Here is a 14811-nt window from a genome sequence, read left to right on the forward strand (position 1 = left end):
TTTAAAAATAATTCGGATTTAAAGTAGGACTGGTAAATTCATGCACGTGCAGAAAGATGGTTTTCCTCTTGGAACACATCTGATTGTTAAACACTTCGGTTATAGCCATCATGGCATATATGCCGGCCGCGGTAGAGTCATTCACTACTCTGGTTTTGCACACCTTTTCAAAAAACATCCAATTGAAATGACTTCGATCGAAAAATTCAGCCACGGCAAAAAAATTATCGTTCAGTCATATAGCAATCCAAAATTTAAAGGTCGTAAAGTGGTGCGTCGTATGCGCTCTCGCATGCATGAAAACAACTATCATCTGATTATTAATAACTGTGAACACTTATGCACATGGGCTATTACCGGCGTTGAAAGTAGTCCTCAAGTGTTCCGTATGATGAACCGACTCACCACGATTGGCTATGTCAGTTCTCTGATGAGTTTTATGAGCAGTATGATGCTGACTGTGACCACCACTTGCTTTGCACTGGTGTTATATATTAAAAAGAAACTGCGCGAAAAAGCCAAAATGCAAATGCCGGTTTATACCTATTTAAAGCGTGAAGAACATAAAAATCGTTAATTCACTGCAGCAGCATTGAACCGTGGCTTTATCAAATTTCAATACATCAGCACATTGCTTAGAAATCCTGCGCTAATACACAAGCTTTTCCTTAAGGCGTATCAGATGTCATGCTTAATTTTGGTCACTCTTCACATTGCTAAAAGGTGGAAATTTATCTTCAACCAAATTGCTTTGCAGGCCATGTTCTAAATAAATTTTGGCTGCATCCAAAACCGTTGTAAAACCACCTGTACTATCGATAATAAAATCAATTAATGCCTGACCTTGCAGAGGAATCTTTGAATTTTTGATACGAACGTAGGTTTCCATCGGGCTAATCTGCTCAAAAATAAAATCGACTTGAGTTTTTGGTTCTCCCCACTGTATTTGAATTAATTTGTTTTCCTTAATACTCAGCACGTCTATATCGGCGACTGCATTATATTTCTGCCAAGTCCATTGCACGGTTTTACCTTCTTCTAGATAGCCACTCGATGCACTAAACCAAAAATGCTGTGTTATTAAAGGATCAACAAAAGCATTAAATACGATATTGATGGACTTACGAATTAACATCTGGGTTTCAATCACGACACTCATCAGCATTCCTACAGTATTTTAATTTTATTCAGTGATAGCACAGAGAATTGATCATTGCCTACCACTGAATTGTTATTGCCCTATTCTGCTGTATGTTCTGAAATAAATGCTGATGTCACTAGCGTTGGATTTTTCTCTGCAAATTGCCCATTCCAATACGGATAGTATGGATAAGGTGGATACACTGCACTGACTGCGTCTAATCGGGCTAACTGCTCTACGCTTAATGACCATTCCTTCGCCGCAAGGTTATCCAACAGTTGCTGTTCATTACGTGCGCCTATCAAAATACTAGACACAGTCGGTCTGGTTTTCAGCCAATTCAATGCAATCTGCGGGATAGAGTGCCCTGTTTCCATGGCAATTTCTTGCATTACATCTAAAACTGCAAATAACTTTTCATGTCGAACTGGCGGTGCGAATTGTGCTGTTTCATGCAGCCGACTTTGCTTTGGAATCGCATGCTCACGATCAAATTTTCCTGTTAATCTCCCCCAGCCCAGCGGACTCCAAACCACTGCACCAATCTGTTGATCATGCTGCGCAGGCATCAACTCCCATTCATAGTCACGTCCAATCAAAGAATAATAGACTTGATGCACACTTAGCTTTTCATAGCCATGCTGTTGGGCAATCGACTGTGCTTTCATAAGCTGCCAGCCTGAAAAATTCGATGCACCGATATAGCGAACTTTTCCACTACGTACCAAGTCATCTAAACTGCGCATCAGCTGCTCAAGTGGCGTCGTGCTATCAAACTGATGCAGCTGCAGCACATCAATATAATCTGTGCCTAACCGTTTTAAACTCGCCTCCACGGCTTGTATTAAATAACTTCTAGAATATCCACCTTGATTGATTCCATCATTCAATCGAATACCCACTTTGCTGGAAATAATCACCTCTTGGCGTTTTGATTGAAGTAATGCACCGAGCATCTGCTCAGAGGCACCATTTGAATAAGCATCTGCGGTATCGAAATAATTCACGCCTTGATCAATACAGAGATCAATCATCCGTTGGGCATCATTTAAACTCGATTGCCCCCATGCAGAGAAAATAGGGCCTTGCCCGCCAAATGTACCTGCACCAAAGCCGAACTCTGAAACTTGTAAGCCAGATTGCCCTAGATTGTGATAGTTCATGGTGATTTCCTGTGTTTGATTTATACACAGAATAGGCACAGATATTTATCAGAAAAACCCTGAATATCAAGAAAGACTTTCTTGATTATATTGATAATGCTAACTGAAGATTTCGAGTTATTCACACGAATGGCGACACTGGGTTCAATCAGTCAAGCCGCAAAAGAGGCCAATCTCTCTGTTTCTGTCGCTAGTAGCCGTCTACACAGACTTGAACAAAGTTTAGGGCTACGCCTATTTCATCGCACTACACGGCAACTACATTTAACACAGGAAGGTGCTGTTTTATTGCAACAAGGTTTTCCCTTGCTCGAACAATTTAATTCTCTGCTAGGCCAATTTCAACCTGAACCACAACAACTTAGTGGGGTATTAAAAATCACATGTTCAGAAGTTTTTGGAAATCGTATTTTAGGGCCAGTATTTGCAGCCTTTGCCAAGTTGCATCCAACATTGACTTTGGATATTGAACAGACCGATCAAAATTTAGATTTGGTCTCCGCAGGTTTAGATGTTGCGATACGTATTGGACAGTTAGAAGACTCATCACTGATTGCTAAACCGCTCAGCTTAAACCGTCGTATTTTGTGTGCCTCGCCTAGCTATATCGAACAACATGGCGAACCTCACTCCCTAGAAGAGCTCTCTATACACCAATGCATTTTACAGAAATACCCTAAGGGTGTTTCGCAGCTTTGGACATTCGTCCAAGATCAACACAACATAAATATACCTGTTTCAGGACAAGTTCATATCAACTCAGGTGAAGGCGTACGCCAAGCAGCACTTGCAGGTTTAGGCATCTCAAACCACTCCATCTGGCATGTGGAGGACGATCTACTCTCTGGCCGACTTATCCAAGTTCTACCCAAGATCCCTGTTCAAAGTACTGCAATCTATGTGGTAATTCCGCATCGACATTTTGTTCCGCCTAAAGTACAGGCTTTTATGCGACACTTGGACGATTATTTTCAGCATCAATATGCTTGGTACGTATCGCCGAATTTATCTGAAAATTAGGCCAAAAATTTATCTTAAATTACTGTTAAAAGTCTTAATCAGCGGCGGAAGTTCAACTTCTAAGCTGCTATACATTTCACGCTCAATGTTTCGTACAATCGAGTCCAGCGGTAAATCATTTTCCTGCAAGCCAAAAGGCTCTTCCAGTTCTGCACTTAACGCATCCAAACCCAAAAATAAATATGCAATCAAAGCCACAATGACAGGTGTCCATATCCCTAAACTGGCCTCTAGGCTAAATGGCAAAATCAGACAAAATGAATACACTGCGCGATGTAAAAGCACCGAATAGGAAAATGGTAATGGCGTGGTCATAATACGGTCACAGCCTGCATGGATATCACCCATCGCTACAGTATGACGTGTGAGCGTGCTGTAAATAATGTCTGTAATCTGACCTTGCTTATAGGCTTTGACTAAATCTTTTTGAATAATTTCAAGTAAATACTGTGGTGCATTGATATTGTCTCGGCATTGCTGCCATTGCTGATCCGTCAAAGCTACGCCGTCTTTAAAATGTGCAATATCTTGTGATTCATAGCGTAAGCGATCACGTAACAAATTGCAAAACAGCATGATGCGGTACATCAACACGTTTCTTTGCTCATCTTCAAGGACATGGCTATCACGAATCATGTGACGTGTATTGGCAATCAATGAGCCCCAAAGCTTGCGCCCTTCCCACCAACGGTCATAACAGGCAGTATTTCGAAAGCTCAAAAAAATCGACAGAATCACCCCAAAGATGGTAAATCCGATGGCTGGAACTTCAGGCGTATTCAGGTAGTGTGCAGCGCTTAGATACACCAAAATCGCCGACAAACTCACGACGATAGCCAACGCAGGCATGACTTTTGGGAGTATCGTGCCATGCCATGCAAATAAAAGTTTAAAGCTATTATTTTTATTTCGAATGATCACTTATTTCCCCTCTGTACTGCCTTAATGAACCATCTCAAGCATGAAAAAAGCCCAACCGAAGTTGAGCTTAATCTTAACCTACTTGATCTTAACCTATTGGGGATTCAAAGATGAATCCCTTTAAAAATCTAAGATTTTATTTACCTGGTTTAAAACTGTCTTTCAAATCTAAGATGCGGTTAAACACTGGTTTTTCAGCTGTATGATCAAACTGATCTGCAACAAAGTAACCTTCACGTTCAAATTGGAAACGATCTTCAGGTTTTGCTTCTGCCAATGCAGGCTCAATGACCGCTTGAACCACTTTAAGTGATTCTGGATTTAAGTTTGCAAGGAAGTCATCACCCACTTCAGGGTCTGATTCAGTGAATAAACGGTCGTAGATACGAACTTCCGCAGCAATACCCTTGCTTGCAGAAACCCAATGTACAACACCTTTCACTTTACGGCCTTCAGGGTTTTTACCTAAAGTTTCAGGGTCGATTGAACATTTCAATTCAACCACTTCACCGTTCTCGTCTTTAATCACTTCATCGCACTTAATCACATACGCATGACGTAAACGCACTTCACCGCCCGGAATCAGACGTTTAAAGCCTTTAGGCGCAACTTCTTCAAAGTCTTTACGATCAATGTAAATGTCTTGAGTCAACGGAATGATACGGTCACCCATGTCAACGTTAGGATGACGTGCATGTACCAAATCCATTGCTTCAGGCAAGTTAGTTAAAGTCACTTTGAGTGGATTCAACACTGCCATACCACGCGAAGCAGTATTTTCTAAAGACTGACGGATGCAGTATTCGAGCATTGCAACATCAACAATACTACCATCGACTTTCGTTACACCTACACGTTTACAGAAGTCACGTAGACCTTCTGGGGTAAAGCCGCGACGGCGCATACCCACAACGGTCGGCATACGTGGGTCATCCCAACCATTCACAAAACCACCTTCAACCAATTTACGTAATTTACGTTTAGAGGTAATGGTGTAATCTACATTTAGGCGGCTTGATTCATACTGATGTGGTACAGATGGTGATTTAACTTTCTCGACAACCCAGTCATAGAATGGACGGTGATCAACAAACTCTAGTGTACACAGTGAATGCGTAACCCCTTCAATGGCATCTGATAATGGATGCGCATAGTCGTACATTGGGTACATTTTCCATTTATCACCAGTTTGGTGATGTTCAGAATGCAAAATACGATACAAAATAGGATCACGCATATGAATGTTAGGTGAAGTCATGTCAATTTTGGCACGTAGTACTGCCTGACCTTCTCCCAACTCACCATTACGCATTTGTTCAAAACGCGCTAAGTTTTCTTCTACGCTAGCATCACGTTGCGGCGAGTTTTTACCCGGCTCAACAAAATTACCGCGGTTTAGTTTGATTTCTTCAGGGCTTTGCAAATCCACATAGGCATCACCTTGTTCAATCAATTGCACTGCCCAAGTGTAAAGCTGATCAAAATAGCTCGATGCATAACGCGGCTCGCCGTTCCACTCAAAACCTAGCCATTTCACGTCATTGGCAATACCATCTACATACTCTTGTTCTTCGGCATCTGGGTTTGTATCGTCGAAACGGAGGTTACATAGACCCGCGAATTCTTGAGCAATACCAAAGTTCAGACAAATGGCTTTTACATGACCAATATGTAGGTAGCCGTTTGGCTCTGGTGGGAAACGTGTTACAACTTGTTCGGTACGACCTGCAGATAAATCATCGGTAATGACTTGACGTACAAAATCTAAGCCTGGCTGTTGTTCCTGCTGCGCAGCTTCGACAGGGGCATTGTTCTTGGTTGTCGGATTGTTAGGCAGGGATGAAACAACATCGTTTGGCTTCATGGTAATAAAATCACTTCTATAAAGATAAAATTAGGATAATTAAAACGCTTTTCTTCATTTTTAACAAAGAAAGTAACGTTTTTACTTGCCTTGTAGTTTACAGTTTGCTTATGCTTCTCACAACCAAAAAACCCATGGCTTTCATGTCCATGTACAGGAGATTACACAATGAGTTTTCCTCAAGTCGAATTAAACACCAATAAAGGTCGTATTGTTCTTGAGCTTAACACTGAAAAAGCACCTAAAACTGCTGAAAACTTCTTACAGTATGTTCGCGATGGTTTCTATGACGGCGTGATTTTCCACCGTGTTATTGATGGTTTCATGATCCAAGGCGGCGGCATGGATGAAAACTTCAAAGAAAAAACAACTCGTGATTCTATTGAAAACGAAGCTGACAACGGTTTAAGCAATGATGTTGGTACGATCGCTATGGCACGTACTCAAGCACCTCATTCTGCTTCAGCTCAATTCTTCATTAACGTGAAAAACAACTCCTTCCTTAACCACACTGGTAAAACAGCGCAAGGTTGGGGCTATGCAGTATTTGGTAAAGTAGTTGAAGGTCTTGACGTTGTTGACGCAATCAAAAGCGTTCGCACTGGTAACCGTGGCTACCACGCAGACGTTCCTCTAGAGAACGTTGTAATTGAATCAGCTAAAATCATTTCTGAGTAATTTTTAAATCCTCCCTGAGTAGCATTGCTGCGCAAGTCCCTTTAATAAAGGAGGGAGTTTCAATATGAAATAAATGTCGGAACTCCTCCCTTTTCTAAAGGGAGGCTGGGAGGGATTTTTAGAATAAGGAAAAGATTCGTGACCTATCTGTTTATCGCTGATTTACATTTGTCACCTGAACACCCTCGACTCGTTCGGGGGTTTTTAGCTTTGTTAGAACAATACAAAACTCAAAATACCCAGCTGTATATTTTAGGTGATTGGTTTAATGCTTGGATTGGTGATGACTTTACTGCCCCATGGTTAGACGAAATCATTGCAGCGCTTAAAGATTTTACTGCGTTGGGAAATCAAATTTATTTCCAAGTGGGTAATCGTGACTTTGCATTGGGTCAAAAGTTTTTAGATAAATTTCACGGTCAATTATTACAAGACGTGGATTATCTCCACATTGGCAACTATAAAATTCGCCTCGAACATGGCGATTTACTTTGCACCGATGATGTGTCTTACCAAAAGTTTCGTAAAGTGATTCGTAATCCTTTGCTTTTAGGTTTCTTAAAAAGCTTACCGCTTAGCATTCGACAAAAAATCGCCAATGGCTTCCGCAAAAAAAGTACAGAAACCAAGCAAGTTAAATCTTATGAAATCATGGATGTAAATGCCGAAGCTGTAGAAAAAGCTTTAGAGCATGCCGATCTACTGATTCATGGACATACCCACCGGCCCCAAATACATGATGTGCATGGAAAACTACGTATCGTTTTAGGGGACTGGCGCGCAGAACAAGCTCAAATATTAGAGGTTGGTGAAAACCCATCTGTGAGTGATTTAAAATTAAAAAAATGGTCTTACTAACCCTTAGACTTTAGTTAAACCTGCCGTCATATTTGGTTAAAACAATACATCCAGATATCAAGACATAGCCTTTTACCAGACTATCTCAACAGATTATCAATTGAACTGCATCCTACATATAGCAGATTAACGTCATTTAAAATCTTAAAAAAACAAAGTTTAAACTTAAAAATAATTTCACAAGGAATTCACTATGGACTACTTTCATCCACAGTGAACATCTTCAGATATTAATTAAGCAGCAATGACAGGTTGCTTAACTGCTGGGCTATTACCAATTTGCCATACATATGGTAGCGGCGTTTGATTAATCTCCCAATTTCCAATGACTTTCTGTTTATAAATAAGTGGATTATGCGATGATACTACACGAGCATTACGCCAAAAGCGGTCTAACTGTTTAGTTGTCGAGCTTGCTGAAGCGCCCAAGGCATTAAACAACTCACTACTCAAATTTAGTACCAACTCTGATATGACCACTTGCCCTTTAGAGGATTCAAGCTCCGCACGGTCATTCGCTTGCTGATCCAACTGGGTATCAGACTGAAAATGACTTAAATATGCGACATCCAAAGCTTCTGCTGCACGAAGTGTAATTGCTTCAGCTGCATAAGACTGTGCCGACGCCTTACCAATCACTTGTAAAATTTGTGCATCATCTCGAACTAAATCAGCATTACCATGGCTGTAAATACGTGTGCGTTCACGGACTTCATTACTGAAAACGTCCACAGCATTTTGTGCTATACCTGCCAGCGTTGCCAAATGCACGACCTGATAGAACGCCGTTTGATATTTAAAGCGCTGATCGAACGGCAAAATATGATCACGATCAATGCTGACATCTTGAATATTCAGTGTGCCGCTGCCTGTGGTTTTTTGGCCAAAGCCATCCCAGTCATCGTATACTTGTATGCCAGCGTCATGTGTTGAAACTGCGGCTATAACATGTTGATTCGTTGTTTCATCTAAAGCGAATAGATCGATCCAATCTGCAAAGATTGTTCCGGTAGAATAGTATTTTTGACCATTGACCCTTAGCTGACCTTGCGCATTTTCAGTAACTCGGGTAACAACATCTCCAATTTCAACTTTTCCGATTTCTGTCCAAGCATTACCGACCAAATCGCCTTGCAGAAAGCGTTTAAACCAAACCGTTTGATCTTGTGTTTTTTGCGCATTTAAACGGTCTTCTACAAAAGCAAAATGACCTCTTAATGCCTGTACAACATTAGAATCGGCCTTAGCCAATTCAATTAACAACTGAAACAACTGTTTTTGTGAAACCCCTTCACCGCCAAACGCCACGGGTACACGGACCGCACCAAATCCAGCTTGTTTTAACCATGAAATTGCATCATACGGCAGTTTCCTATTTTGTTCCCGCGCCAAAGCGCCTTCTGCAATTCTCTGAAAAATCGGACGGAACTTAGCGGCCACTTGATCATAGTCAGCACCTAAAGATAAGGGCTGTTTATTATTTTGAATCGTCATAATCTTCTCCTCTTAACTCCAAGCATGGCGCGGCGGTGGTACATCATTTAAATAGTAGTTGCCTACAATATTCAGCTTCCAACGTACGGGATCGTGCAAAGTATGCGTGCGCGCATTACGCCAATGACGGTCTAAATTCAGCTCAGACAACGTTGATCGTGTGCCTGAGAGTTCAAATAGTTTATTCGCCGCAAGTAACGCAATTTCAGTCGTCAGGACCTTAGATTCTGCTGTTAGTAGTGTTGCCTCTGACACCGTTTCTTCTGTTGGGTTCTCTACGGCTCGGTCTATCGCTTCACCCGCCAAAGCCAACACTGCCTCTGCAGCTCGGAGTTTAATTTTCAACTCGCCGATGTTGGCAATCGTATACGGATCTTGCACCGCCTTTTCTAAGCCCGAATCAATCCAAGGATGTGCATGCTGGCGCACATATTGAATCGTTTCATTAATCGCACCGCGCGCAATACCAGCATCGACAGCAGATTGAATAAATTGAGAAATAGCGCCCGCAGCCGTTGGACGTTCAAAAGCTTGATGAATGGGTACAATGTGATTTAAATCCACTTTGACATTGTCCAACAGTACAGAACCGCTGACTGTCGTTCTTTGTCCAAAACCACTCCAGTCGTTAATAATGGTTAAACCCGGCGTATGCTGGGGTACTAAGGCTGCATAAGGCTTTCCATCATTCACTGCAACCACAGGTATCCAATGTGCAAGCAAAGCGCCTGTTGCAAAGAATTTTTGACCATTAATGAGCGCATGATCATCTTTAAAATCAATGGCTGTTGTTAAATCTGCAACTGTTTTGGAACCTTTTTCTGAAAATGCATTGCCAAAGCGTTTACCTTGTAAGACTTGATCAAAGAAAAACTCTTGCTGTGATGGATTTGCATCCAAAAGAATATGCTCGACAAAGGCCCAATGGTTTTGGGCAATTTGTCCTAGGGATGAGTCTGCACTAGAAATAATTTTGACCACTTCTGCAAGGGTTTTATAACTCACTCCTGCACCACCAAATTGACGCGGTACAGTAATGCCCCACAAACCTGATGCTGAATATTGCTGTACTTCCTGCAAAGGTAAGCGGCGTTCATGATCGCGTTTAGCTGATTCTTTTGTAAATTCCACAGCTAACTGTTCAGCAACCTCGATAGCTTCTTGATCAGATCGAATAATATGCGCTAAACCGTTAGATTGATAAAAATCGCGCGGAATGTTTTGCGCCTCTTTTAGTTTAATTTCAATTTTTGAAGTCATTATTAAAATGCTCAGTTTAGATATTATTCAAATAAGCTAGCACTTTTTAATTTGATTATTTATAGAATTATCATCAAAACAAATCAGTTTTCATGACATGGAATTTACATTTTTAATTGTCAAACAAAATCTTTATAAGCCGTACCAAACAAAAAAAATATCTGCTTATCCATATGAATATATGAAGTATTCAAAAATTATGATTAGCATTTATTCAGATTTGTTTTTGACTTTTTATTAATAAATGCAGCTGTATTTTTATATACCCTCTTATGCAAGAGATTAAATAACCCAGTAAAAAATCATGTCTAAAAATATTCGCTTCAATGCCTTTGAAATGAACTGTATTGCACATCAGTCACCCGGTCTATGGCGTCATCCATTAGACCGTTCTACAGAATACAAAGACCTAGAATATTGGACCGACTTAGCTAAAATTTTAGAACGCGGAAAATTTGATGGCGTATTTATAGCAGATGTTTTGGGTATCTATGATGTCTATCATGGTTCTGCTGAACATGCGCTGACTGGCGCTGTCCAAGCACCTGTGAATGATCCTTTGCAAGTTGTTCCAGCAATGGCAGCTGTCACCAAGCACTTAGGCTTTGGTGTCACGACTTCGATTTCATTTGAACATCCCTATCCTTTTGCACGGCGTATGAGTACTTTAGATCACCTGACGAAAGGCCGTGCAGGTTGGAACATTGTGACTTCCTATCTAGAAAGTGGCTCTAAAAATCTAGGTCTGAAAACCCAAGTCAGCCATGATAACCGCTATGATATCGCAGATGAATATTTAGAGGTCCTCTATAAACTCTGGGAAGGTTCTTGGGAAGATGATGCTGTGCTACGCGATAAGCAAAAAGGGATTTTTGCCGATTACCGTAAAGTGCATCCAATTCAACATGAAGGAAAATACTTTACAGTTCCTGGCATTCATATTTGCGAACCTTCACCCCAGCGTACACCGGTTTTATATCAAGCTGGCGCTTCAGCACGCGGACAACAGTTTGCTAGTCAAAATGCGGAATGTGTTTTCATCTCTGCACCAACTCAAATTGCTGTAAAAAAGCTGGCAGATGGTATTCGTCATAATTTAGTGAAAGAAGGCAAAGATCCGAATTCTGTTCTGATCTATACCATGCTGGCCATAGTGGTTGATGAGACCGATGAAAAAGCCCAAGCTAAGTTCCGTGAATATCAGCAATATGGCAGCTATGACGGCGGCTTGACCCTGGCTTCTGGCTGGTCAGGTGTCGACTTTTCGCAGTTTAAACCAACAGATCAAGTTGAATACATTCAAACCGATGCCATTCAATCCATGCTGCAATCTTATGTAGAGGCAGATCCTAATAAAATTTGGACGATTGAGGAAATTGCAAAATGGACCAGTGTCGGCGGTAACGGCCCAGTCATTGTTGGCTCACCAATCACCGTGGCAGACCGCTTACAAGAGTGGATTGAGTACACTGGTATCGATGGCTTTAACTTAGCCTACATATTGGCGCATAAGAGTTTTGAAGATATTGTGGAATACGTGGTACCAGAATTACAACGTCGTGGTGTATATCAAACAGAATATGCTGACGGAACCTTGCGTGAAAAACTCTTCGGCCAAGGCGCGAAATTGCCCGACAACCACCGTGCGGCGCAATACCGATATAAAAACCAAGCTCAAGTTGCGAACAAGCATCAACACCTTGAAATGGCTTAAGCCGCTTTTTTTTAGGAAAAAAAACAGCAGATGATCTGCTGTTTTTTGCTTTCAGGCTAAGCGATATAGCTGGTTTGGGCCAGTATAGAAGCTTTTACCATCTAGATTCAGGTTAAATGTCTCACCTGTTTCTAATTCAATCATTTGCCCAACATCAACCCAAATTAAACCATCATTGGTATTTTGTTGACGTTTCAAAGGCACCAATTTCACATTAATTTCATCGCCATTTACAGCTTTGGCAGTTTGCCAAGTATTTAAAATATTCAAAAGATTTACTCAACATGTGAGCTTTTTGTGACAGAACAAAGAGATTAATCAATCGGGTTTGGAATAATAATTCTGTAGTTACAAAGATAAGATTCAAGTCAGAAGCTTGAATACAGATAAATCACAATCAGCTAAATAAAAAAGATAAGCAGGAACATTACCTGCTTCGAGTTAAGCAGAAGTATACAATATTGCCCTTTGATTAGCAAAAGTAGAGTTTACATATACTCTAAGCCACTACTTTTGCTAAAATTATTGAATTAAAATTTTAACCATCGAGTAAATTAATTATCCATACAGTGAATAATATAACGAAGGCTGTATCGCTTAGTAACCACCTTCTGTTTTCGTAACTGGGGTATCATTTTTGTATTTCGATAAAAGTTCACGTAACGAATTCATGAGCACACTGGTATCGACACCCACGGCAACAAATTCTGTGCCTAACTCGATATATTTCTGAGTCACATCATGTTGTGTCGACAAAATACCTGCAGCTTTACCCGCCTTACGTATGCGCTGAATCGCATCAATCACGGTTTTTTGTACTTCAGGATGATTCGGATTCCCTTGATAACCCATCGTCGCCGACAAATCTACTGCACCAATAAACACCCCATCGATGCCATCAATTTTCAGTATTTCATCTAAGTTTTTAATCCCTTCAACCGACTCAATCTGAATCAGTAAACAGATATTTTTATGTGCATTTGCATAATAGTCAGCAATACTGTTCCAACGTGTTGCACGTGCTAATGCTGCACCAACGCCTCTAATACCCTCGGGTGGATAACGTACTGCCTTAACCATAAGTTGAGCTTGTTCAACAGTTTCGACCATAGGGATGAGCAAGGTTTGCGCACCGATATCCAACAATTGTTTAATCAGTTGCACACTACCAATTGGAGGTCGAACCACAGCCTGCGAAGGATATGCTGCAATACTTTGCAGTTGCGACAATGTCGTCCGCAAGTCACTTGGCGCATGCTCACCATCAATGAGCAACCAATCATAACCTGCATTTGCAGCTATTTCAGTACCATAAGCATCGGCTAAACCGACCCACAAACCAATCTGCTGTTCGATTTTTAATTTTTTCTTGAAATGATTGGTGTAATCCATCGCTGCTGTCTCATGCTTAAACTATGATTAACTACAATTGATTAAACGCCTTTTGGCAAAAACTACCAATAGCATTTATCTATCTTATGATTTTATATAACTCTAATTCGCACTTCATACAGCTTAAATCTGTTAATTTTTAGCCAATGAGTACAGCATATACGACTAAGATCTATCCTTGGAAAATTTTCTCCTTAGACCATTTGTCCATTTATCCGCTAAACTACAGCAAACTATATCTGGAGATATTCGATGGATCTGTTAAACGTATCAAAACAACGCTATACCACGAAAGCATATAATCCTGCTAAAAAAATTCCACAGGAACAATTTGAGCGTTTATTACAAATACTCCGTTTAACACCATCTTCCATCAATATTCAGCCTTGGCATTTTTTTATTGCAGATCATGATGCAGCCAAACAACGCATTGCCAAAGCCTTAGTAGGAAAATATGCCTACAATGCCCCAAAAGTTTTAGATTCATCACATACGATTTTATTCTGTACTAAAGCAGACATCACTGCAGAGCATTTAGATAATCTTTTAAATCAGGATGATCGTAGTGGTCGCTTTAAAGATGACAAAGCCAAACAAGGTCAAAAAGACAGCCGTACAGGTTATGTCGATTATTATCGTAATGAAAAAGGTGATATTCAACGTTGGGCTGAAAACCAAACATTTATTGCTTTAGGTCAAATGCTTTTGGCAGCAGGCATTGAAGGTGTGGATGCAACACCGATTGGTGGATTTGACGAAGCGATCATCACTGAAGAATTGGGCTTAGTTGAACAAAACTTGATTCCTTCTGTACTGATGACTTTAGGCTATCGTAGCGAAAATGATTTCAATGCGAAATTACCTAAATCACGTCTGAATGCTGAAGAAATTTTTACACACCTCTAAGCTTTCCATAAAACCGACGAAAGGGGCAATTTTGCCTCTTTTTTGTCATTTCGGGACTTATTATTTAAACAATTATCGAGTATATTCTGCTCAAAATATACTCAGGTCTCTCCCTATGCCTACAGCTATAAAATTACCTATGAAATTTCATTGCGAAGCGTGCAATACGGTTTATTTACAAAAATATGCGGGCGATATGCTCCATAGCTATCCAAACTGCCCTAACTGTAAACAACCGGGTCAATTACAAGGCACCATTGAAACACAAGATTTCCTAAAACACCCCGTTGCAGTGGGTAAATGTTATTTTGAAAATACCTTACAACGTTTTCAACAATTCACGCGTTAACTAAGCATCTAAAACTAAAAGCCCTCAACTCGAGGGCTTTTTTAATAACGA

General features: G+C 40.6%; 15 protein-coding genes. 7 read left to right on the top strand and 8 right to left on the bottom strand.

Translation table 11 applies throughout. From position 1 onward, the window contains the following. Positions 1-40: 40 nt before the first annotated feature. Positions 41-577, top strand: coding sequence for a lecithin retinol acyltransferase family protein (locus FTT92_RS03490; RefSeq protein ID WP_180102236.1), 537 nt, complete (start codon positions 41-43; stop codon positions 575-577). 114 nt (positions 578-691) lie between these two features. Here FTT92_RS03490 and FTT92_RS03495 read toward each other — a convergent pair whose 3' ends face one another. Together FTT92_RS03495 and FTT92_RS03500 are read right to left on the bottom strand one after the other, a co-directional pair. Then, complete coding sequence (locus FTT92_RS03495) at positions 692-1159, bottom strand: SRPBCC domain-containing protein (RefSeq protein WP_373684093.1); 468 nt, start codon at positions 1157-1159, stop codon at positions 692-694. An 80-nt stretch (positions 1160-1239) separates the two neighbouring features. Beyond that, positions 1240-2304, bottom strand: a complete 1065-nt coding sequence (locus FTT92_RS03500; RefSeq protein ID WP_180171461.1) for an aldo/keto reductase — start codon at positions 2302-2304, stop codon at positions 1240-1242. Positions 2305-2400: 96 nt separating this feature from the next. On the opposite strand from FTT92_RS03500, the gene FTT92_RS03505 reads away from it, so the two are divergent. After that, complete coding sequence (locus tag FTT92_RS03505; RefSeq protein ID WP_180171462.1) at positions 2401-3324, top strand: LysR family transcriptional regulator; 924 nt, start codon at positions 2401-2403, stop codon at positions 3322-3324. 9 nt (positions 3325-3333) lie between these two features. Here FTT92_RS03505 and FTT92_RS03510 read toward each other — a convergent pair whose 3' ends face one another. Further along, on the bottom strand, positions 3334-4245 hold the full coding sequence (locus FTT92_RS03510) for a bestrophin family protein (protein ID WP_180171463.1): 912 nt from the start codon (positions 4243-4245) through the stop codon (positions 3334-3336). A 136-nt stretch (positions 4246-4381) separates the two neighbouring features. Continuing rightward, entirely contained in the window at positions 4382-6109 is a 1728-nt protein-coding gene (locus FTT92_RS03515; protein ID WP_078193499.1) for a glutamine--tRNA ligase/YqeY domain fusion protein, read from the bottom strand. A 168-nt stretch (positions 6110-6277) separates the two neighbouring features. On the opposite strand from FTT92_RS03515, the gene FTT92_RS03520 reads away from it, so the two are divergent. Both FTT92_RS03520 and FTT92_RS03525 read left to right on the top strand, forming a co-directional pair. Beyond that, on the top strand, positions 6278-6787 hold the full coding sequence (locus FTT92_RS03520) for a peptidylprolyl isomerase (protein WP_078193500.1): 510 nt from the start codon (positions 6278-6280) through the stop codon (positions 6785-6787). A gap of 138 nt (positions 6788-6925) precedes the next feature. Further along, on the top strand, positions 6926-7645 hold the full coding sequence (locus FTT92_RS03525; RefSeq protein ID WP_180094521.1) for a UDP-2,3-diacylglucosamine diphosphatase: 720 nt from the start codon (positions 6926-6928) through the stop codon (positions 7643-7645). A 234-nt stretch (positions 7646-7879) separates the two neighbouring features. Here FTT92_RS03525 and FTT92_RS03530 read toward each other — a convergent pair whose 3' ends face one another. Continuing rightward, on the bottom strand, positions 7880-9139 hold the full coding sequence (locus tag FTT92_RS03530; RefSeq protein WP_180171464.1) for an acyl-CoA dehydrogenase family protein: 1260 nt from the start codon (positions 9137-9139) through the stop codon (positions 7880-7882). Positions 9140-9151: 12 nt separating this feature from the next. Further along, the gene (locus FTT92_RS03535; protein ID WP_180171465.1) at positions 9152-10399 is read right to left on the bottom strand and encodes an SfnB family sulfur acquisition oxidoreductase; all 1248 of its coding nucleotides are present in this window, start codon (positions 10397-10399) and stop codon (positions 9152-9154) included. Positions 10400-10703: 304 nt separating this feature from the next. Between FTT92_RS03535 and FTT92_RS03540 the strand changes: the two genes are divergently transcribed. Then, positions 10704-12113: an LLM class flavin-dependent oxidoreductase gene (locus FTT92_RS03540; RefSeq protein WP_180171466.1), complete on the top strand. Its 1410-nt coding sequence runs from the start codon at positions 10704-10706 to the stop codon at positions 12111-12113. 51 nt (positions 12114-12164) lie between these two features. Here FTT92_RS03540 and FTT92_RS03545 read toward each other — a convergent pair whose 3' ends face one another. Both FTT92_RS03545 and hpaI read right to left on the bottom strand, forming a co-directional pair. Continuing rightward, on the bottom strand, positions 12165-12383 hold the full coding sequence (locus FTT92_RS03545) for a transposase (protein ID WP_180171467.1): 219 nt from the start codon (positions 12381-12383) through the stop codon (positions 12165-12167). 327 nt (positions 12384-12710) lie between these two features. Next, complete coding sequence (hpaI, locus tag FTT92_RS03550; protein ID WP_180171468.1) at positions 12711-13505, bottom strand: 4-hydroxy-2-oxoheptanedioate aldolase; 795 nt, start codon at positions 13503-13505, stop codon at positions 12711-12713. Between the two features lie 252 nt (positions 13506-13757). Here hpaI and nfsB point away from each other — a divergent pair, with 252 nt between their 5' ends. Together nfsB and FTT92_RS03560 are read left to right on the top strand one after the other, a co-directional pair. Next, positions 13758-14411, top strand: coding sequence for an oxygen-insensitive NAD(P)H nitroreductase (gene nfsB / locus FTT92_RS03555; protein ID WP_111883737.1), 654 nt, complete (start codon positions 13758-13760; stop codon positions 14409-14411). A 115-nt stretch (positions 14412-14526) separates the two neighbouring features. After that, positions 14527-14760, top strand: a complete 234-nt coding sequence (locus FTT92_RS03560; RefSeq protein ID WP_180078415.1) for a hypothetical protein — start codon at positions 14527-14529, stop codon at positions 14758-14760. The last annotated feature ends 51 nt before the right edge of the window (positions 14761-14811 follow it).

Source organism: Acinetobacter sp. YH12023 (assembly GCF_013420135.1).
Taxonomy (GTDB): Bacteria; Pseudomonadota; Gammaproteobacteria; order Pseudomonadales; family Moraxellaceae; genus Acinetobacter; species Acinetobacter amyesii.

Coding starts and splice junctions, on each gene's coding strand:
- FTT92_RS03530 (WP_180171464.1), bottom strand. CDS start 9,139: ATGACGATTCAAAATAATAAACAGCCCTTATCTTTAGGTGCTGACTAT.
- FTT92_RS03515 (WP_078193499.1), bottom strand. CDS start 6,109: ATGAAGCCAAACGATGTTGTTTCATCCCTGCCTAACAATCCGACAACC.
- FTT92_RS03490 (WP_180102236.1), top strand. CDS start 41: ATGCACGTGCAGAAAGATGGTTTTCCTCTTGGAACACATCTGATTGTT.
- hpaI (WP_180171468.1), bottom strand. CDS start 13,505: ATGGATTACACCAATCATTTCAAGAAAAAATTAAAAATCGAACAGCAG.
- FTT92_RS03505 (WP_180171462.1), top strand. CDS start 2,401: ATGCTAACTGAAGATTTCGAGTTATTCACACGAATGGCGACACTGGGT.
- FTT92_RS03535 (WP_180171465.1), bottom strand. CDS start 10,399: ATGACTTCAAAAATTGAAATTAAACTAAAAGAGGCGCAAAACATTCCG.
- FTT92_RS03495 (WP_373684093.1), bottom strand. CDS start 1,159: ATGAGTGTCGTGATTGAAACCCAGATGTTAATTCGTAAGTCCATCAAT.
- FTT92_RS03560 (WP_180078415.1), top strand. CDS start 14,527: ATGCCTACAGCTATAAAATTACCTATGAAATTTCATTGCGAAGCGTGC.
- FTT92_RS03500 (WP_180171461.1), bottom strand. CDS start 2,304: ATGAACTATCACAATCTAGGGCAATCTGGCTTACAAGTTTCAGAGTTC.
- nfsB (WP_111883737.1), top strand. CDS start 13,758: ATGGATCTGTTAAACGTATCAAAACAACGCTATACCACGAAAGCATAT.
- FTT92_RS03520 (WP_078193500.1), top strand. CDS start 6,278: ATGAGTTTTCCTCAAGTCGAATTAAACACCAATAAAGGTCGTATTGTT.
- FTT92_RS03540 (WP_180171466.1), top strand. CDS start 10,704: ATGTCTAAAAATATTCGCTTCAATGCCTTTGAAATGAACTGTATTGCA.